The 20227-nt window shown below is 57.9% G+C and carries 18 protein-coding genes and 1 tRNA gene; 10 read left to right on the top strand and 9 right to left on the bottom strand.

What is annotated here, in order from left to right; translation table 11 throughout:
* Positions 1-92: 92 nt before the first annotated feature.
* On the top strand, positions 93-581 hold the full coding sequence (locus OYW20_RS10235) for a multidrug/biocide efflux PACE transporter (protein WP_268800566.1): 489 nt from the start codon (positions 93-95) through the stop codon (positions 579-581).
* A gap of 507 nt (positions 582-1088) precedes the next feature.
* Here OYW20_RS10235 and OYW20_RS10230 read toward each other — a convergent pair.
* Together OYW20_RS10230 and OYW20_RS10225 are read right to left on the bottom strand one after the other, a co-directional pair.
* Positions 1089-1964: an alpha/beta fold hydrolase gene (locus OYW20_RS10230; protein WP_268800565.1), complete on the bottom strand. Its 876-nt coding sequence runs from the start codon at positions 1962-1964 to the stop codon at positions 1089-1091.
* A 38-nt stretch (positions 1965-2002) separates the two neighbouring features.
* A complete protein-coding gene (locus OYW20_RS10225; RefSeq protein WP_268800564.1) occupies positions 2003-3154 on the bottom strand; it encodes an MFS transporter in 1152 nt (383 codons plus the stop codon).
* Between the two features lie 244 nt (positions 3155-3398).
* Between OYW20_RS10225 and rarD the strand changes: the two genes are divergently transcribed.
* A complete protein-coding gene (gene rarD / locus OYW20_RS10220; protein WP_268800563.1) occupies positions 3399-4280 on the top strand; it encodes an EamA family transporter RarD in 882 nt (293 codons plus the stop codon).
* A 34-nt stretch (positions 4281-4314) separates the two neighbouring features.
* Here the strand turns inward: rarD and zapE are convergent, their stop codons facing one another.
* Together zapE and OYW20_RS10210 are read right to left on the bottom strand one after the other, a co-directional pair.
* Positions 4315-5439, bottom strand: a complete 1125-nt coding sequence (gene zapE, locus OYW20_RS10215) for a cell division protein ZapE (protein ID WP_268800562.1) — start codon at positions 5437-5439, stop codon at positions 4315-4317.
* Positions 5436-6650 carry an MFS transporter gene (locus tag OYW20_RS10210; RefSeq protein ID WP_268800561.1) on the bottom strand — a complete coding sequence of 405 codons (1215 nt, stop codon included), beginning with the start codon at positions 6648-6650 and terminating at the stop codon, positions 5436-5438. Before OYW20_RS10210 ends, zapE begins: the two co-directional genes overlap by 4 nt.
* A 198-nt stretch (positions 6651-6848) precedes the next feature.
* Here OYW20_RS10210 and OYW20_RS10205 point away from each other — a divergent pair, with 198 nt between their 5' ends.
* Positions 6849-8294 (top strand): SulP family inorganic anion transporter, encoded by a 1446-nt coding sequence (locus tag OYW20_RS10205; protein ID WP_268800560.1) that lies wholly within the window; start codon positions 6849-6851, stop codon positions 8292-8294.
* Between the two features lie 64 nt (positions 8295-8358).
* On the opposite strand, the gene OYW20_RS10200 is transcribed toward OYW20_RS10205, so the two are convergent.
* Entirely contained in the window at positions 8359-8934 is a 576-nt protein-coding gene (locus OYW20_RS10200; RefSeq protein WP_268800559.1) for a cysteine hydrolase family protein, read from the bottom strand.
* 353 nt (positions 8935-9287) lie between these two features.
* Between OYW20_RS10200 and OYW20_RS10195 the strand changes: the two genes are divergently transcribed.
* On the top strand, positions 9288-11336 hold the full coding sequence (locus tag OYW20_RS10195; protein ID WP_268801094.1) for a TonB-dependent siderophore receptor: 2049 nt from the start codon (positions 9288-9290) through the stop codon (positions 11334-11336).
* A gap of 126 nt (positions 11337-11462) precedes the next feature.
* Positions 11463-11552, top strand: a tRNA-Ser gene (locus tag OYW20_RS10190).
* 158 nt (positions 11553-11710) lie between these two features.
* Here the strand turns inward: OYW20_RS10190 and OYW20_RS10185 are convergent.
* Complete coding sequence (locus OYW20_RS10185) at positions 11711-12034, bottom strand: helix-turn-helix domain-containing protein (protein ID WP_268800558.1); 324 nt, start codon at positions 12032-12034, stop codon at positions 11711-11713.
* A gap of 677 nt (positions 12035-12711) precedes the next feature.
* On the opposite strand from OYW20_RS10185, the gene OYW20_RS10180 reads away from it, so the two are divergent.
* The 5 genes from OYW20_RS10180 (at position 12712) to OYW20_RS10160 (ending at position 16391) form a co-directional block, all read left to right on the top strand.
* On the top strand, positions 12712-13185 hold the full coding sequence (locus tag OYW20_RS10180) for a helix-turn-helix domain-containing protein (protein WP_268800557.1): 474 nt from the start codon (positions 12712-12714) through the stop codon (positions 13183-13185).
* Between the two features lie 167 nt (positions 13186-13352).
* Positions 13353-13646, top strand: coding sequence for a DUF6388 family protein (locus OYW20_RS10175; protein WP_268800556.1), 294 nt, complete (start codon positions 13353-13355; stop codon positions 13644-13646).
* A gap of 151 nt (positions 13647-13797) precedes the next feature.
* Entirely contained in the window at positions 13798-14487 is a 690-nt protein-coding gene (locus OYW20_RS10170; RefSeq protein WP_268800555.1) for a crotonase/enoyl-CoA hydratase family protein, read from the top strand.
* A gap of 115 nt (positions 14488-14602) precedes the next feature.
* A complete protein-coding gene (locus tag OYW20_RS10165) occupies positions 14603-15325 on the top strand; it encodes a lysophospholipid acyltransferase family protein (RefSeq protein WP_268800554.1) in 723 nt (240 codons plus the stop codon).
* 94 nt (positions 15326-15419) lie between these two features.
* Positions 15420-16391, top strand: coding sequence for a magnesium and cobalt transport protein CorA (locus tag OYW20_RS10160; RefSeq protein ID WP_268800553.1), 972 nt, complete (start codon positions 15420-15422; stop codon positions 16389-16391).
* A gap of 210 nt (positions 16392-16601) precedes the next feature.
* On the opposite strand, the gene OYW20_RS10155 is transcribed toward OYW20_RS10160, so the two are convergent.
* The 3 genes from OYW20_RS10155 to OYW20_RS10145 form a co-directional block, all read right to left on the bottom strand.
* Positions 16602-17324, bottom strand: coding sequence for an amidotransferase (locus OYW20_RS10155; protein WP_268800552.1), 723 nt, complete (start codon positions 17322-17324; stop codon positions 16602-16604).
* A 1108-nt stretch (positions 17325-18432) separates the two neighbouring features.
* The gene (locus OYW20_RS10150) at positions 18433-19266 is read right to left on the bottom strand and encodes a transglutaminase family protein (protein ID WP_268800551.1); all 834 of its coding nucleotides are present in this window, start codon (positions 19264-19266) and stop codon (positions 18433-18435) included.
* Positions 19263-20222 carry an alpha-E domain-containing protein gene (locus tag OYW20_RS10145; protein WP_268800550.1) on the bottom strand — a complete coding sequence of 320 codons (960 nt, stop codon included), beginning with the start codon at positions 20220-20222 and terminating at the stop codon, positions 19263-19265. Before OYW20_RS10145 ends, OYW20_RS10150 begins: the two co-directional genes overlap by 4 nt.
* Between the last annotated feature and the right edge of the window lie 5 nt (positions 20223-20227).

Genomic DNA, 20227 nt, shown 5'->3' with positions numbered 1-20227 from the left:
TCCTCCCATCGGTTTTTCCGATGGCTATGATTTTCACTTTAGTGCAGATCGCACCGACAATGCACGCCTGCCCGCAACACAGTGAAAATGTAATGAACGACTCCACACAATCTCCGGCCGCGCCTGTGCCCACCAAGTCCCTGAAAGAGCGCGCACTGCACGCCCTGTTGTTCGAAATGATCGGCGTGCTGCTGTTCGCCCCGGGGCTTGCGTGGGTGCTGGGCCAATCGCTTGGGAAAATGGGGGCCATGACGGTGATGATCTCCACCGTGGCGATGCTCTGGAACATGCTGTTCAACGCAGGTTTTGATCGCTTGCGCAGGCGAATGGGCTTCGCCATGTCCCTGAGTGCGCGAGCGCTGCACGCGCTGGCATTCGAGGGTGGTCTGATCGTCGCGGTGGTGCCGCTGGCCGCATGGTGGCTGTCGATCAGTTTGATGAAAGCGTTCTGGCTGGACATCGGTTTGCTGCTGCTGTTTCTGCCGTACACGATGATCTTCAACCTGGCCTACGACAAAATCAGGGCAAGAATCCTGGAGCGGCGCCGGATGAAATGGGACGAGGGCACTTCGCGGCGGTGAGGCAGAGATTCGTCGCGCGTCTACAGGCTGCGGCATTGTTGGGTCAGCAGGCAACAGTCTTGGTGCCTACTTATTAAAGCAACCCCCATCACCCCCATCACTGTAGGAGTGTACGAGCAGCGCGAGGCCGCGATCTGCCGGCACCGGCAGTAAACCCTGCGTACGCGGTGTTTCAGGCATATCCCGGTTGACTGGTTTTAGGGCGGCTTCGCAGCCCATCGCGGCCTCGCGTTGCTCGTGCGCTCCTACGCCCTGCGGGCAGAGGCAGAGGGCGACGGAAAGGCAGAGGGAGAGGCAGGGATTCGTGGCGCTACAGAACGGTGCCATGCCCATTCTCTGTAGCCAGCGTGTTGGCGAGCCGCCGTCATGGGTTGAATCATGATGGGCGCCACGTGAATGAATTCGCGTCTACAGATCAGGTGAAAAACATCGCCCGCAGCAACAGACAACACGTCGAACATCACCCGTAGCAGAAGTTGTTTCACACAAAACCAGATCCCACGTCCCTCACATCAGAAATGGCAGCACTTCAGCCAACAAGGCATCCGGCGCCTCCTCGGCGATGTAGTGACCGCACTGCAGGGCCTTGCCACGGACATCGGTGGCCACCTCGCGCCATTCTTTCAGCGGATCGAAGCATTTGCCTACGACGCCTTCAGCCCCCCAGAGCACCATCAGCGGCATCTCCAGTTTATGGCCAGCTGCGATGTCGGCGCGGTCGTGCGTCAGGTCGATGCTGGCGCTGGCGCGGTAATCCTCGCACACGCCACGAGCCGCGCCCGGCAGGCTTGCGCACCGCAGGTATTCGGTGAATGCCTCGTCGGCAAACGGGGCCAGGCCAGCGCTACGAGAGCCCATCACACTGCGCAGATACTGCTCGGGGTCGGCCTCCAGCAGGGTTTCCGGTAGCGGCGACGGGCGAATCAGAAAGAACCAATGCCAGTAAGCGCGAGCGAAAGCTTCGTCGGTCTGGGTGTACATCGCCAGCGTCGGGGCGATGTCGAGCAAGGCCAACCGTGTGACCGCCTGCGGATGATCAAGCGCCAGCCGATGTGCTGCCCGCGCGCCACGATCATGGGCCAGTACTGCAAAAGTCGGGAAGCCCAGAGCACTCATCAGCTCGACGTTATCGCGCGCCATTTCACGCTTGGAGTAGCTGCTGTGATCGTCCGTCGCGGGCGGCTTGCTGCTGTCGCCGTAGCCCCGTAAATCAGCCGCCACCACCGTAAAATGCTGCGCCAGGGTCTCGGCCACTTTGTGCCAGATCACATGGGTCTGCGGGTGCCCGTGCAGCAACAGCAGACCGGCGCCGGAACCGCCGATGCGGTAAGTGATATCGACCCCATTGACGTGACGCCGGGTTTTCTCGAATCCCGCAAACATGATGCGTCTCCTGTTGATGGTCCCGCTGACGATCTCGATCAGCCCTTCAGGAAGCGCCCGCTGAGCGCCACCCCCAATAGCATTACGGCAATGATCATGAAGGCAAGGTTCAAACTGCTCACGTGGGCGATGAAGCCAATACCGGCAGGCCCAACCAGAATGCCGCCGTAGCCCAGGGTCGTGATCGCCGGGACCGCAACGTTTTCCGGCATGGTCTTCTGCCGCCCTACTGCGCTGTAGCAGACCGGTACGATGTTGGAACACCCTGCCCCCACCAGCGCGTAACCCAGCAACGCGGCCTGCCACGTGGGCACAAGCGTCGCGAGCGCCAGCCCTGCCGAGGCGCACAAACCGCCGAGCAGGATGATTCGCGACCCGCCGAGGCGCCGCACGATGGGATCACCAAACAGGCGGCCGATGGTCATGGTAGTGGCAAACACCGCGTAGCCGAGACCGGCGTAAGACGTCTCGACCCCACGCTGGGCGCTCAGGAACACCGCGCTCCAGTCGAGCATCGCGCCTTCGGTGAGGAACACCGTAAAGCACAACAGCCCTATGAACAGGACGATCCCGCGGGGCATCGCAAACGCCGGACCGCTGGTTGCGCTGCCATAAGTCAGCAAATGCGGAGCGGCTTTGAATAGCGCAAACAGACAGAATGCAACCACTACCAGCATCGCGATCAATGGAGAGGCGCCGAGGCTGAGCATGCCAGCCACGCTGGCCGCACCGACAAAACCGCCGACGCTGAACAACCCGTGAAACCCTGACATCATGGTTTTGCCACTGGCGCGCTCGACGATGATCGCTTGAATGTTCACCGTACAGTCGAGCGCCCCCATGCTCGCTCCAAACACGAACAGGGTCGCGACCATCAGCGGCAGACTCGAGAGTGTGGCCAACAGCGGCAGGCACAGACAGACCAGCAACGTCGACACCGTCAGCACGCGCCTGCAACCAAAACGCGCTGCGAGCGCCCCGGCCAACGGCATCGCGATGATAGAACCGACGCCCAGGCACAAAAGCATCAGGCCCAGGGTGCCTTCATCCAGACCGATTCGGGCTTTGGCGTACGGCACCAGCGGCGCCCATGCGGCAATACTGAAACCTGCGATGAAAAACGCTATGCGGGTCGAGAGGTACTCAAGACGCCCAGGCGTGATTGGCGGCGCGGTGCTGATGGACGTCATTGAAGCTCCCTGACAGATGATCAGCCCGTCATGCGCTGAAAAACAGGAAGCCTAACAAAGGTCGAGGGTTAACCAAATGCTTCACGTCGGATCGTGGCGTTTCAAGAACGCCTCAGGCCATTCAATGCATCGGTTCCAGCGTGCAATACGCCATGTTCAGATAGACTGTGCGCCGTTTCCCACGATCAAATCGACAGAATCTGACAACGGAAACGCTCAAAACAACACGCATAAAGAGGCACCTGTGTACAAAGGCGCTACGTTGTCAGTCATGGCCTCCTGCCTGTTCGCGGTCATGTATTTCTACACCTCCCTGCTCAAACCGCTCACCGGCGAAGAAATCTTCGGCTGGCGAATGCTGCTGACATTGCCCTGCGCCACCCTGTTTTTGCTCTACAGCGGCGACTGGAAACTGGTGCGCGCACTCACGGCCCGTGTGCGGCAAAACCCCGCCATGCTGGGGGCGATGGCGGTGTCGGCGGCGCTGATGAGCGCACAACTGTGGCTGTTTATGTGGGCGCCGTTGCATGGCCGCAGCCTGGAGGTGTCGCTGGGTTATTTTCTGTTGCCGCTGACGATGATTCTGACGGGGCGTGTGGTCTTCGGTGAGCACCTGTCGCGTCTGCAAAAGATAGCGGCGTGTTGCGCGATGATCGGCGTCGGCAATGAACTGCTGCGGCTGGGCAGTTTTTCCTGGGAAACGCTGCTGGTGGCGCTGGGTTATCCGTTGTACTTCGTGCTGCGACGCAAGCTCAAGACCGACAATCTGGGCGGTCTCTGGTGGGACATGCTGTTGGTGTGGCCGGTGGCATTGCTGATTGTATGGACTGGCAACCCCACGGCACTGGAAGAGTCCCCGCGGCTGTACGTGCTGATACCGATCCTCGGCGCAATCAGTGCCTCGGCGCTGGTCAGCTACATTCTCGCCAGTCGCTTGCTGGCGTTCAGCGTTTTCGGGCTATTGAGCTACGTCGAGCCGGTGCTTTTGGTGGGCGTGGCGATGCTGCTGGGAGAGTCCATTCAGCGCGATGAATGGATGACGTACCTGCCGATCTGGGTGGCCGTGATGGTGCTGGTGTTCGAAGGGGCCAAGCACGTGATGGCGCAGCGACGTCGGGGTATATAAGACGGCCGGCATACGTTCCCCGTCTGTTCTGCGCTCAACTGTGTCCGAAACGCTCCAGCTGCATTTCCTGCAATCGGCTCAGGGTGCGGCGAAAGGCGAACGCCAGATAGCCTTCGGTGTAGAGCTCGTTCATCGGCAACGCCGCCTCGATGTACAGGGGCACCTTGCGGTCGTAGCACTCATCTACCAACGCAATGAAACGCCGCACACCGTCGTCGTAAGCCGATAGCTGCGGCAGCTCGCGATCCCCCGCCGCTACCTGCTCGACGCCATCTTCGGTACCGCGGGCAATCCGCCCCTCGCGTTGCGGTGCGCTCAAGGCTGGCACCTCACTCACTAGCACCGCGTCATTGCGATCACACAGCTCGATGAAATCCATCGCCGCCAACGGCTGTTCGCACAGATCGGCGTAGCGACACCAGACCACTGTCTTACTGCTTCGCACTACTGCCAGGTGGCGACGCCCCAACGGCACCGGCTGAGTAGAGACCGAGAGTCCTCCACTCAGGTGCTCGAACACCGCAAGCAGTGCGCTTGCGCCGTAAGGCAGTGAAACCCAATAACGCTGATGTAACTGGCCGGGATGCAGACGATGGTCCTCGCCGCCGTCTACCGACACCACGTCCATGTAGTGATTGATGGCGGCAATCGCCGGCACGAAACGCTCGCGGTTATGGCCACTGGCGTACAGCTGTTCAGGCAACTGGTTGGAGGTGCAGACCAGCACCACACCTTCCTCGAACATGGCGCGCAACAAGCCACCAAGAATGACCGCATCGCCAATGTCATTGACGAACAGCTCGTCAAAACACAGCACGCGCACGTCCCGCGCCAGTTCGCGCGCCAGCGTCTGCAACGGCTGTGCGGTGCCGTTGAGTTGAAACAGACGCTGATGCACCCAGCGCATGAAGTGATGAAAATGCTGGCGCCGCGCAGGGATATCGAGGCTTTCGAAAAAGCGATCCATCAGCCAGGTTTTGCCCCGTCCCACCGGACCCCAGAGGTAAACCCCTTTGGGCGATACGCGCGCTTTCCCGGCGCTCAACGCCAGGTAGCAGGCCTGTAATTTCAGCGCGGCATTGCGCTGGGCTTCGTCAGGCTGGAACCCGTCTCGATCAACCGCTTGTTGCCAGGCGTCGAGGGGTGCTAGCGCATTCATGGGCGACGAGCTCCGCCGCTCGACGCCTGGCGTCTGGAATAGGACGCCCCCATGAGATAGAAGCATCCGCCGGCGACGATAAACGCCGCCAACATTGAGAACATGAAAGTCGCAGGTTGCGAAGCCAGGGCAAACCCGCACAACACCGGCCCGAGCGCCCCGCCGAGGTTGGACAGGTTTTGCGCGCCGTAATACATCCCGCGAAGGTGGTCCGGGGCAATGCGGTCGATGAACATATATTCAGCCGGAAACACGATGATCTCCCCCAGCGTGAATATCGCCACGGCCAACGCCCAGTGCAGCACGGTGGTGGACAGCGCAAAACCGACAACGCCGAGCAGAAACAGACTGAACCCTGCTGTCAGCCATCGATTCAGGTGCTCGTTGGTGATGCGTTTGCCGACCACGTATTGCAGGCAGATCACCACTGTCGCATTGACCGCCACCACGGAACTGATGACCTGATAGGTGAATTCCGGCGTGCTGGTCGTCACCAGGTACTGCGACAGATAAGCCGTGAACTGACCGAACACCACCGCGCTCAACGCACCGCCGACGGTAAAGCAGACCAGCCGACGGTCCCTGAGCAGAATACGCCCGACCGCCACAAACGAGACCGGCGCGGCAGCAGGATCGGCAGAACTGAGGGTTTTATCGCCCCACACCGCGTAAGCCAGAAAAAACCCCATGCCAAGCGTCGCCGACATCAAAAACGGCAGCTTCATGTCCATGTGGGCAAGCCCTGCACCAATGAACGGCCCTACCGCGTAACCGATATTGATCAGCGTGTAGCGCACCGAAAACACTTTGCCACGCTCGGCCTCCGGCAGCAGCTTGCCGAAGGCGGCCTTGACCACGATGTCGATGACCGAATAGGCGAAATTGAATGACACCAGAAACACGAAGAACAGCCACAGGTGTCGCGTAACGCACATGCCGATAAACCCCACCGTGAAGAAGCCGGTGAAGCACAGAATCAGTCGATAACTGGACGTCTTGTCGGTCAGGTAGCCGCCATACAGGCTGAGCAACGAGCCGACAAACAAAGCGCTGCCCACCACCAGACCAATTTCGCTGATACCCAGGGCGAAACTGGACGACAGATAAATCACCAGATAAGGCAGGGTGATTGCCCGACCCAGCGTCAGAAATAACGAGGACGACAGCAGAAGATTGACTGAAAACGGGTAGTGTCTGAGGGTGGCAAGCATCCGTGTTTGTGTCCTTTGACAGGCGATTTCCGGGGTGGGGACCAGCATGTGGCACATATGTTTACATATTCACTATTGACCTGAAACCTGGATTTACGAACTGGCCGACAGCATCAGGATTTCGTACCATTCCCCCTTTTTTGCGCAGCCCACTTCGGCACGCCGCTCAACATGCCGCCCACGGGCCTCAGGAAAACCATGAAACCCACCCGAATTCGCGCCGATGTCCTGGCTGGATTGACTACGTCCTTTGCCTTGGTCCCCGAGTGCATTGCGTTTGCACTGGTCGCGCATCTCAACCCGTTGATGGGTCTGTACGGCGCATTCATCATCTGCACGCTGACCGCGCTGTTCGGCGGCCGGCCGGGCATGGTGTCTGGCGCCGCCGGGTCGATGGCCGTGGTCATCATTGCGCTGGTCATTCAGCAAGGCGTGCAATACCTGTTGGCGACCGTTTTACTGGGCGGCTTGTTGATGGTGATCTTTGGCCTTCTGCGCCTGGGCAAGCTGGTGCGGATGGTGCCTTATCCGGTGATGCTCGGCTTCGTCAACGGCCTGGCGATCGTGATTGCGATGGCGCAACTGGAACATTTCAAAGTGGGTGAGCACTGGCTGACCGGTACGCCGTTGTATCTGATGATCGGCCTGGTAGCGCTGACGATGGCCATCGTCTATGGCCTGCCGCGCCTGACTCGCGCCATCCCACCGGCGTTGATCGCAATTCTTGGCGTGGGTGTGCTGGTGTATTTCCTGAACCTGCCGACCCGCACACTGGGCGACATGGCGCACATCGCCGGCGGCCTGCCCTCCCTGGCAATGCCCGATGTGCCATGGAATCTGCAGACGCTGCGCATCATCGCGCCTTACGCCATTCTCATGGCGCTGGTGGGTTTGCTCGAAACGCTGCTGACGCTCAACCTGACCGATGAAATCACCGAGACCCGAGGCTATCCCGACCGCGAGTGCGTGGCCTTGGGCATTGCCAACATTGCCTCCGGCGCCTGTGGCGGCATGGGCGGTTGCGCGATGATCGGCCAGACCGTCATCAACCTCAGCTCGGGCGGACGCGGTCGACTTTCGGGTGTGGTGGCGGGGGTAATGATTCTGATGTTCGTGTTGTTTCTGTCGCCACTCATCGAGCGTATTCCACTGGCGGCGCTGGTGGGCGTGATGTTCGTGGTCGCGCAGCAGACCTTTGCCTGGGCGTCGCTGCGGGTGCTGCACAAAGTCCCGATCAACGACATGCTGGCGATCATCGCTGTCACGGTGGTGACCGTGCTCACCGATCTGGCCACCGCCGTGCTGTTCGGCATTCTGATCGCGGCCATCAACTTCGCCTGGCAGCAGGCACGCGAGCTCTACGCCGATACCCATACCGAGGCCGACGGCAGCAAGGTGTACAGCCTTCATGGCACGCTGTTCTTTGCTTCCATCACTTCGTTTCTTAACCAGTTCACCACCGCTGAAGACCCCGCCCACGTGACGCTGGACTGCCGTCACCTGAGTTTCGTGGACTACTCCGCTGTCGCGGCTCTCAATACCCTGCGCGAACGCTATGAGAAAGCCGGCAAACACCTGCGCGTCATTCACCTGTCAGAGCGCTGCAAACAGTTGCTCAAACGCGCGGGCGTGCAGCACGCATAAGTTGCGGTTGGCAAGGCGTGCTGCCGGTTAAATCAAGTCTGCCGCCACGCGAATGAATTCGCGTCTACAGGTGTACGCCAACTGTGGTGCCGTCCAGCAGCGCCTGCGTGGATACCACCCGAGCGTACTCACCGTTGAGGTTGGCCAGCGACATCGCGTGCACCTCCTCGGCTGTGCGCAGAGTGCCGAAGAAATCCGCCTGATCGAAGGTAAAGCAGGCGTCGTGGGGCACGATGACGTCGAAACCAAGATTGCCGCCCGACCGCGCAGTGGACTCGACCGAGTTATTGGTGATGACGCCCACGATCACGATCTGCGACGTACCGTCTGCGCGCAGCCAGGCTTCCAGAAACGAATGGCAAAACGCATCGGGCACTTGCTTACTCAACTCCTGCTCGCCGTCCAGCGGCTCGAAGGCTGGCTGATAGTCGACGCCCGACTGTTCAGGCCAGAACACTGAATCGGGCGAGCGTGAAAAATGCCGAACGTGTATCACTGGCCGCTGGCTGTTACGCCATGCGGCCAGCAACGCCAGCATCTGCTGTTCGGCATCCGGGTTATTTCGGCGACCAAGCTTGGGGTGATTAATGCCGTTTTGCATGTCGATCAGGATCAATGCAGCGTTGGGATGGATGTCCATTGCAGCCCTCTCTGGTAATTGGCGTCGCAATGTACGAAGCCCGCCGATGACCTGTCCAGATTAATACACCGGCAGGCAGTACAGGTGGCCGTTTGCCAACCCATGCGCACACCACACTGAGACTTCATCGCGCAATGCGCTTAGTCCGGCCCTCTCCGGCCGATCACCATGCGGTCCGGCGACTGATAAAAGTGAAGGCAATGTGAAAAAGATGTCGAAATACCATTACTAAATGTATATCTTTCTCATTCGCAACTCCGCCCATTATCAATTCCCATTTACACACCGCCAGGAACGTCACCTTGAAATCCCGCCGACCCGCTCACCTTCTGTTTGCCGGCGCTTGCAGCGCCATGCACCTTGCATACGCCGCCGACGAGATCACATTGCCCGTTACCCAGATCCAGAGTGACGCAGGACAATCCGAAGTATCCAGTGAGGGTTATCAGGGAAAGACTGCGGCAAGCACGACGCGCCTTGGCCTGTCGGACAAAGAGACGCCACAAGCAATCACCACGATCACCCGCGCACAGATCGATGACTTCAAACTCAACGGTGTGCGTGACGCATTGCGCGCCGCGCCTTCGGTGACAGTCGAGCAAATCGAAACCGACCGAACCGTATTTACATCACGCGGCTTCACTATCGATACGTTTGAATATGACGGCATGGGCATGCCCTTCGCAGCCACCACACTGGTCGGTGAGCAAGACCTGGCCGAATACGAGCAGATCGACGTATTACACGGCGCCAACGGGCTGATGAGCGGCACCGGCAACCCGTCGGCCACCGTCAATTTCGTGCGCAAACGCCCTACCGATACCTTTCAGGCCAAGATCGGCGCCACCGCGGGTTCCTGGGACAACCGCCGCGTGGACGCTGACGTTTCCGGCCCGCTGACGCCCACCGGCAACGTGCGCGGACGCCTCATTTACGCCCACGACAAAGGCAATTCTTACCTTGATCGCTACAGCCATGAAGTGAACGTCGCGGCAGGTCTGCTGGCATTCGATCTGACCGATTCGGACACCCTGACAGTAGGATTTTCGCAGCACAACAGCGATGCCAACGGCAACAGCTGGGGTAACTTGCCGCTGATCGACAGCGATGGCGACCGCATCCATTACAGCGGTCGCAGCTCGAATATCGGCCAGTCCTGGAACTACTGGAACCTGCACACCCAGCGCGCGTTTGCCGAGCTTAATCACGACTTCGGCAACGGCTGGAACAGCAAAGTCACTGTGACCGGCGTCACTCAGTATCAAGACGCCGACATTTATTACATCTCCGGCGTGACCGGGGACGCAGGCTCTGCTTATGCCACCGACACTTCCAGCAAAGAGCACCAGTTGATAGGCGAGGCCAAATTGTCCGGGCCATTCGACCTGTTCGGGCGCGAACACGAGGTGACCTTCGGCGCCAATTACGGACGCACCCATCACAAGGAAACGGCCTACAACCTCGACGACGTCGGCTACTACGCAACAAATCTTTCAGACGCTCTGGCCGGTCGGATTCCGCGACCCGAGCTGAACTACACCGACAGCAATAACATGGGAAACTTCAGCGACAGTCAGAAGAGCCTGTATGCCGGCGCGCGTTTCAGTGTGCTGGATGATCTGCACTGGATCGTCGGCGCGCGCATGCTGAGCGCCGATGGCAAAGGCGAAAACTATGGCTCGGCGCACGACACCCGCGAACACGGCAAAGTGACGCCCTACACCGGCCTGGTGTATGACCTCACCAGTGAATGGGCGGTGTACGGTAGCTGGACGCAGATTTTCACCCCACAGTACGTGCTGAGTACCGATGGCAACCTTATCGACCCGCTCGAGGGCACGAGCATGGAGGTTGGCGTAAAGGGCAGCGTAATGGATGACCGGCTCAATCTGACAGCAGCGGTGTTCAAAACCCGCCAGCAGAATGTGGCCGAATACGCGGGTCAGCTGGGCAGCCAGTATCTGTACGACGGCGTGGACCTTAAAAGCCACGGCATCGAGTTGCAGGCTTCCGGTGAAGCGCTGCCGGGGCTCGACGTGCTCGCAGGCTATACCTATGTGCGCATTGACGATGCCGATGGCGACCGGGCACGGCAATATGTGCCGTCGCACAGCTTCCGTGGAATGGCGACCTACCGGCTGCCGGGCATGCCCAAGGCCAAAGTCGGCGCACGTGTGAGCTGGCAGACCAGCATCGAAGACGACACCTACAGCGTCGTCCACCAGAATGCCTATGCGTTGGTCCACCTGTTGACCAGCTACGACATCGACGCGCACTGGAACACATCGTTGAACCTGAACAACCTCACCGACCGTAAATACCTCATGTCACTGCAAAGCGGGACCAGCGCCAACTATGGCGCGCCACGTAACCTGACGGCGTCGGTGACCTGGACCTACTGACCACTCTGCACGCCTGGCGACTTATCTGCTTAACCGCATGAAAATTCTGAAAAAAAGTTTTGCCTTCGCCAAAGGTTTCGACTACATTAGCGCGCCTCGACAGACGGAACATGTTTGAAGAGATACGGTGAAGTGTCCGAGTGGCTTAAGGAGCACGCCTGGAAAGTGTGTATACAAGAAATTGTATCGAGAGTTCGAATCTCTCCTTCACCGCCAAATTCGAGACAAAGAAAACCCCTGATATCCGAGAAGATTCAGGGGTTTTTTGCATCTGGGTCAGTGCCCTGATGGTTAGATCCTGTCCAGCATAACCACAAACGCTGTCAGGCAACTTACGCCCACTGCGACAATCACCATGATCAATTCCAGGCCCGTCACAGGTAGCTACGCGCCAATGAGCTTAACAGGTGGTTAAACGCATTCTGATCAGCTTGTGGCATTTTTCTCAACGTCAGCACCATGCTGTTTTCTTCGGCGGTCAACTCGGAAAACTCGTCCGGTGTACGTTTACCGGTAATGATATAGGCGATATCCAGCGTGCCGGAGGTCGCCACCAGGTAATCAGCCTTGGGCATTCTTTGCCCATTTTCGTAATGCCCTTGAGCATTAGGCTGCACACCTCCCAACTCAGCCAATGCGTGCTGTGTTAGTTTGTTTCTTACTCGCTCTTGCTTAAGCCTACTGCTGAACGTGCCCATGGTTGTACCCCTTGTCACGATGATGGAGTAGGGGCCCCGCCAGTCTATCCGGCTGAATCCATCATACAAAACTCATACAGATGGAATTCTACTCATATTCATCCATTCGGATTAAATGGGCCTTATATGATCGGAAACTAGCGCCAGCCATTCAAGCAACAAAACAACTATCACTTTTGCTAATGGCTCGGGGCTTATGCCAGACGCAACGCGCTTTGCGGAATACCTCCTTCATTCCGGTCAAACTTGAATGTCCCTGTCCGAGCGCGCATTCGTGTCAGCCAAACGAGTATGGGCTTGCGCCAACCGAATAGATACCAGCTTCGGACCTCCTCCCCTTTAGCTGAGGCCTGCTGCCAATAAAACAATTTAAATCAACACCTTACGTGAAAAACGAATGTCTCTGATCGATCAGTGGTAATACGCATACAAACACGCCATTAGATAGTCCTCCCCGCTACTCTCCATCCAAACGAATACTTAAGGGTCGGAATAAATGATTAACACACGCAGAAAAATAACCTACAGTATTAATTTGCAGGGGCCAGGGAAAGCAAACTCCCATCTTTGTCCGCGCAACAGCTAACGTGTCATGCCTGTAAACAATTCCACATACCCCCTGCCTTAGCGCCTAACTAAAAATCCAATAAGAGCGCTACCTTCTTCGGAGCTTGGCGATGAACGATATAGGGAAACGACTAAAGCAGGAAAGGAAGCGGTTAAATCTGACCCAAGGCCAGATGGGCGCAATAGGTGGCGTTGAAGTCAATGCACAAGGGCATTACGAAAGTGGTCAGCGGATACCGCGCGCCGACTATTTATTTCGTATTGCCGCTGTCGGTGTCGATATCAATCATGTCGTGACCGGGGAAGGTATCTCACGAATCTCTCCAGCTTCTGCCTCCAACTCCATTCTTTACCGGGGAGGCGAGCCATACGCTATGCAAGTGCAACCGACGCCGATCGAGAGCCTGGCAGAGGTCATTGACCATCTGCGCCACAGTTTGTGGGTGACCTCAAACGCCCTGTGCGAAGCGAGCAAAATAGTATCCCAGCACATCCCTGACCAGATTGATGTTGCGCCCGATCAGCCAGGCATGATGGTCTGCGCTGACATGATCACCTCGCCCACGCTGACGTCAGCGCCATGACGCCACGCTGCCATAAATCCTGCGCTCATGCGGCGGTATTGGAATGACGCGACCGACGGAATCCGTGTGGCTGGCATGCGCTGCCGACATCCAGCACAATCCGGGCTCCCTTTAGGCCGACAAGGCCACGCGTCAGATCGCATCCAAAAACAGGAGATACCCGCCGCATGAACGCAAACGACTGGACTGATGCTGCACTGTCGAAGTACATCGTGACCAATCCTGGTTTGCAGACTCAAATTCAGACCCTGAGCCCCGAGGAACAGAAAAAGCAGATTCTGTGGGAGTTTGAAGACGAAGCGGAGAGCCGGGGCATTGAGCCTTGGGAACTGGCGTTGGAATTCATCGCTGAAACCCCTGAACAACGGGAGGAAATGTTTCTTGCCGCTCACCAGCAAGCCGCAGAAGTGCTGGGCGTGGACTGGGATGAGTACCGCGAGCTGAACGGCCTCCGCGACTGAGACGTCCGCGCCATTCTGCAACCCTCCATGGGCCGCCAGCACCTGATGCCTGCGCGGCCCTCAGCTTGACTTACCGGTCACTCTTAGCGCTTTACCTGCTCCTGCCAGGTGGGTAACTTCTGCGCACTTTCAAAACAAAAAGGATGGCGTCATGAGTGATTTGGTCTCGTATCAACTGGACGATGGAATCGCTACGCTGACCCTGAGCAACGGCAAGGTGAATGCGATCAGCAACGACGTGATCAGCGCCCTCAACGCAGCTCTGGACAAGGCAGAACAGGATCGCGCCGTGGTAATCCTGACGGGTCAGCCGGGGATTTTTTCAGGCGGCTACGACCTGAAAATCATGACCTCCGGCCCGCAGGCAGCACTGGACCTGGTGTTCGCCGGTTCGACGCTTGCACGCCGCATGCTGTCCCACCCCTTCCCGATCGTGGTCGCTTGCAGTGGTCATGCCGTGGCCAAAGGCGCGTTCCTGTTGCTGTCCGCTGATTACCGTATCGGTGTGGACGGCGCATTCAGTATCGGGCTCAACGAAGTCCAGATTGGCATGACCATGCACCACGCAGGCATCGAGCTGGCCCGCAATCGTCTGAGCAATTCAGCCTTTGGCCGCTCGGTGATCAACGGTGAAATGTTTGATCCCAAGGGCGCAGTGCAGGCCGGTTTCCTGGACAAGGTGGTTGCACCCGAATCGCTGCAAGAGGCCGCCCGGACCGCGGCATTGCAGTTGAAAAAGATCAACATGCTTGCTCACAAGAACACCAAGCTGAAAGTGCGCAAAGCGTTTCTAGAGACGCTGGACAGTGCAATCGAAGCGGACCGTCACCAACCGCTGTAAAAACTTCCGGAAACATTCCCTTAAACATCCCTTGCCCACGCAAGGGCCTGTCAATTGCCGATGTCAGTGCGCATCCGTACACTGCGCCACCTTTTATCCCGGTGGGCGGTTTTGAATGCTGTTTGCATTGCGTATGTCGTTGATGGGCCTGCACTTCATGGTGGCAGGCGTGCTGGGTGTACTGCTTGGACTGTGTCGTCCTTTCAATCCCGATAACAGCCGCTGGTGCGCCAGGTTCTATGCCTTGCCCGCCATGCGCATTCTTGGGCTGACCCTCAACACCGAAAGCAATCAGGTGTTCACAAACGCTCACCCCTGTGTGGTCATCGCCAATCACCAATCCAACTACGACCTTTTCATCTTCGGCAATATAGTGCCCCGGCGCACGGTGTGCATTGGTAAAAAGAGCCTGAAGTGGGTCCCGCTTTTCGGCCAACTGTTCTGGCTCGCGGGCAATGTGTTGATTGATCGGGGCAACCCGCTCAAAGCCCGTCATTCGTTACGCAATACCACCGAAACCCTGCAAAAAAAGGACACCTCGATCTGGGTGTTCCCGGAAGGCACGCGCAACCTGGGCCAGGACTTGCTGCCGTTCAAACGCGGCGCCTTTCAGATGGCGATTGAAGCCGGTGTGCCCATCGTCCCGGTTTGCGCCAGTACTTACTCGCGGCACATGAAACTCGATCGTCTGGACAGCGGCACGGTGATGATTCGGACCTTGGCTGCCATCCCGACCGCGCACCTGACTCAGGATGATCTCCCGGATCTCATCGCGCTCTGCCGCCTTCAAATGAAGACCTGCATCGAAGAGATGGACAGGCAGCTTTCGGGCGCCTGAAGACGGCCCCGAACTCGTGGAATTTTGCTGACTCTGATCAGATAGATCCGCGCTAAGCTGCGCGCCTGCCACTTTATGAAGAAGCGAAAACACCATGGGCCGAGTCGTTGCTGCTGCGGTTTACAGCGCCGGAAAAAAAGTCACCGATATCACCCTAGATCAAGGCGCAGAGTGGGCGGCCAAGCCCGACCACTTCGTCTGGATCGGCCTCGAGCAGCCCAGCGCGCAAGAGCTGGCCGTGCTGCAAAAGCAATTCTGCCTGCACGAGCTGGCAATAGAAGATGCGCTGGAAGTCCACAGCCGGCCGAAACTCGAAACCTTCGGCGATGCGCTGTTCATCGTGACGTACGCGCCGATCCGCGAGAATGGCAAGCTGATCTTCATCGAGACGCACATCTTTGCCGGCAAGGGTTACATCATCACCTCGCGCAACGGCCATTCAAAATCCTATGGACTGGTACGCCAGCGCTGCGAGGCGCGGCCGCTTCTGCTTGAGCACGGCGAAGATTTCGTGCTGTACGCGCTGCTGGATTTCGTCACCGAGAATTACCAGCCGGTGACCGAGGCCATTCACTGCGAGCTGGAAGAACTCGAACACAGCGTGCTCAGTACCGAGTTAAATGAAGCAGACATCCATCGCATTCACAGCTTGCGCCGCGATCTGTTGCGTCTGCGTCGTTACGTGTCACCCATGGTCGAGATAGGCGAAGAGTTGCAAAAACTCAGCTTTCCTTTCATCGATAAAAATATGCGTCCTTACTTTCGCGACGTGGAAATCCACGTTAAGCGGCAGATGGAGGACTTGGCGAACTTGCGCGACATCGCCAGCCAGACCATCGAAATCGGGCTGTTGCTGGAGTCGTCACGGCAAAGTCTGGTCCAACGCAAATTCGCAGCCTGGGCGGCAATATTGGCGTTCCCGACCGCTATAGCGGGGATCTACGGGATGAATTTCGAAAACATGCCAGAGCTGAGCTGGCATTACGGCTACTTTATGGTGATGGGCGTCATTCTTGGCGGCTGCTCAGTACTGTTCGCAAGCTTCAAACGCTCGGGCTGGTTGTGAGAAAGGCCCTCGACTGCTAGCACCGTCGCCAGCGAGTTGGCTCTAAATTGGGGGGAAAGGCAGAATTTCGCCGCGTCACGAACCACCTGCTATCTGTGGAGCCAACTTGTTGGCGAGACGTCTTGCGCATTCAACCCGCACTAACGCCCCGCGAACGAATCCCTCCTGCAGGAGTTTCTCACCGTCGCAGGTGATAGGACACTCGCTGCTTCAAACAGCCTTTGAATCACCTGCCACAAATCGCATCATCCACTCGGCCACTGTCGTGCCATGGTGGTCCTGCTCAAGGCTGGCAATGCCCTTGGCGTAAACTTTATCGCCCAATGCCTCCTGACGCGTCTCCAGCAGCGTGCGTGAGTAGTCGTGGATGAATTCCGGGTGGCCCTGGAAGCACAGCACCTGATCGTTGATCTGGTAAGCGGCGAACGGGCAAAATTCACTGGACGCGACCACGGTCGCGCCTTCTGGCAACGCGGTGACCTGATCCTGATGGCTGATCAGCAATGTCAGCTTGTCCACCGGCGGCGACATCCAGGGTGAAGTCGGCGCCAACTGATACTCGTGGATACCTACGCCCCAGCCCTGCTTGGCGCGCTCGGTCTTGCCGCCCAGCAACAACGCTAAAAGCTGATGGCCGAAGCAGATACCCAACAACTTATCGCCGCGCTGGTAGCGCTCGAGCAGATAAGTCTTGAGGGTTTGAATCCAGGGATCGGCGCCAAAGGAATCGGCTTTGCTACCGGTAATGAGGTACGCGTCGAATTGCTCATCATCGGCCGGATACTCCCCGTGCATGACGTTGTAGACCGTGAAATCGGCTGCAATCGGCTGGCGAGCGAACAATGACTGAAACATGTGACCGTAGCCGTGGTACTGCTCGACCAATTCCGGACGCAAAACGTCTGTTTCCAGGATGCAGATGCGTAACGACATAAAAAATACCCGAAGCACTGAAGGGGAGAATGCACACACTCAAGCCTGCCTTGAATGGACGCTCCAAGGCAAGGCCCGCATGGGCCATGTGCCAACTGCAGGCTGAACCCGAGCAGTGCCTAAGGCGAGTGCGGGCCTCAGAATGTCTTCAGGCTCACCGGCTTGACGCTGAAGAGCGCCCCGCCCGGGTTTCCCTGTCCCGCTGCGTGCGCACAGCGTCGAATATGAAAGCCTTTATCACTCGCATCCTTTGCTGCCTGAATTTATTTTCATATCAACACACAAGCGGTCATCAATCTGGGGGCTTCAGTCCGAAACGTTATGCGTTAACTCCAGTTACTAGGAAGCTGGTTGTCAGACGCTTCTGACTCGGACGAACGGTAGCGAGCTATCGGATTGGCGTTAATTTGCCTCAACGTGTCTAGCGAGGGAATAAGTGAGTGATAGCCAAGCGCCTGCCGCTTTTTTAGCCTGAAAACTCATATACCTAATAGCGAAGTGATCTAAGAAGCGCGGCACTGGCGCTCTAAGGTTAAGTCAGTAGCAGAAGCGCCTATAAAACATTTAATTCAGCGCCCTTTTTTCCGGCGGTTTGCCGGACTGCCTGCTCTTTAATTTCACCTTTGCCAGCTGCCTGCTTCTCCCGTTGTTGAAGCCGGTGGACTTTTGTCGCTCAGGAATAAAAAAAGGCATATGTCATGTTTAAACATTCGAAAGTACGTCAGGCCGGACTCATCCTTTTCGCTACCACGCTGTTATTGATTCTACCCAACATGACACGCCTGTTTGGCTGACCGGGCAGGTCATCCCAGACGCGCTCTGGCGCGCTGTTCGCAGGTATGAATTCATTCGAGGGATTGCAGGACTGCTTCAATACACGACGCCGCTTCGACACCAACTGGCTCCTACAGAGGTCTTGGAGATGCTTGGCGGGGGGCTCGGCGAGGCGTCGGAACTGTAGACGCGTATTAATTCGCGAGACGGCGGGACTGGTTCAACACATGACGAAGTGTCGATCTGTAGGCGCGAATTCATTCGCGAGCCGGCAGGACTGATTCAACCCGTGACGCCGCCTCGCCAACAAGTGGGCTCCTACAGAGCTCGCACCTCAACCTTGACGCTGCACCTGCATCATTGGCGCAGGTTTAGGCAGCGCTGATGCGACGGTCGGCGACACTGTCACTTTGGCGTGCATCTGCTCGCAACCACCACCACGGCGCATGCCGCGCACCGGACAGGCATCCAGGTAATCCAGACCCACCGCCAGTTTCAGGTGACGCTCGGGAATGGCCAGTTGATTGGTGACATCAAAGCTGTACCAGGCGTCGTCGATCCACGCTTCTGCCCACGCATGGCTCGACAAGTGTTCGCTGTTTTCGCTGTACAGATAGCCCGAGACATAACGAGCCGGCACGCCCAGACTGCGCGCGCACGCCAGGAACGCATGAGTGTGGTCCTGACAGACGCCTGCCTTGTTGGCAAATGCCTCGGCCGCGCTGGTGTCGACTTCGGTCGCGCCCGGCGTGTAAGTGATGTGCTGGTTGAGCGCGTGCATCAGGTCAATCAGGCTATTACGGTCGCGACGCTTTTTGGATTCCCTGGCTGCAAAACTACGAATGGCCTCGTCAGCTTCGGTGAGGCGCGTGACCCGCAGAAATGGCAACTCAGATTGCGATTCGTGCTCGGCTTCGCGCTTCTCGTCGATCTCGACCTGCCCGCGGGCACCAATCACGATCGCCTCATGAGGCTCGTCGAGCGTCAGCACGTGCAGGATATTGCCAAACGGGTCTACCTGCGCGCGCACCGGGCGCGGCAAGGTCAACTGCCAGCTCAATACTTGCTGGCGCTCGCTGTCGTGAGGGGTCAGACGCAGATACTGGATGCTGGCGCGGACCTGATCCTCGTAGTGATAGGTGGTCTCGTGGCTAATTGAGAGTCTCATGCAGCCTCCAGATAAGATGTGTGAATAACACTACCCAGTTGGGCCAGCAGCGGAATGAATTCGTTCAACCATTCATGCAAACCCTCGTCGAGGATTTCATCGATACCGGTGTAGCGCAGACGGGCATCGAGTTCGGCAGCCAGACGTTGAGCCGGACGACCGTTGGCGCCAGGCAAGCTGGCCAGAATCAGATCCAGCTCCTCCAGACACGCGCGCAGTGAGCGTGGGATATCTGCACGCAACAAGAGTAATTCTGCGACCTGACGAGCACCCGGCGCATCGCGGTACACCTCGGTATAGGCCTCGAACGAGGACAACGCACGCAGCAAGGCGCTCCACTGATAGTAGCCAGCCGCCGAATTGTCTGCCGCAGCATTGGCGGACGGACCGCGCAACTCAAGCATTTCATAGCGCGCATCAAGCATGCGCAGGGTGTTGTCAGCGCGCTCGATGAACGTACCAAGACGAATAAAGCGGAATGCGTCGTTACGCATGATGGTGCCGTAGGTGGCGCCGCGGAACAGGTGCGAGCGCTCCTTGACCCACTCGCAGAAACGACTCATGCCGTAACGACTCAAGCCCTGCTCGGCAATCCCGCGAATTTCCAGGTACGTGGCGTTGATGTTTTCCCACATGTCCGCAGTAATGCGCCCACGAACTGCATGAGCACTGGCCCGTGCGGCCCCGAGGCAGCTATAAATGCTCGCAGGGTTTTCAGCATCCAGGGCGAAGAAATGCAGCAGCCGCTCGGCGTGCAACTCGCCATGGCGCTCCAGATAATCGTCCAGCGTTCCAGTGATCAGCAGCGGCATGGCGATTTCATTCAGCCCGTCGCCGCGGCCGTCCTGAGGCATCAGGGACAGCGAATAACTGACGTCCAGCATCCGTGCGAGGTTTTCGGCCCGCTCCAGGTAGCGGGACATCCAATACAGATCCGAGGCAGTTCTACTTAACATTGGCA

The organism is Pseudomonas sp. BSw22131 (assembly GCF_026810445.1).
GTDB classification, from domain to species: domain Bacteria; phylum Pseudomonadota; class Gammaproteobacteria; order Pseudomonadales; family Pseudomonadaceae; genus Aquipseudomonas; species Aquipseudomonas huanghezhanensis.
Note: the sequence above shows the minus strand (reverse complement) of the source record. Positions and strands in the feature narration are given on the sequence as shown.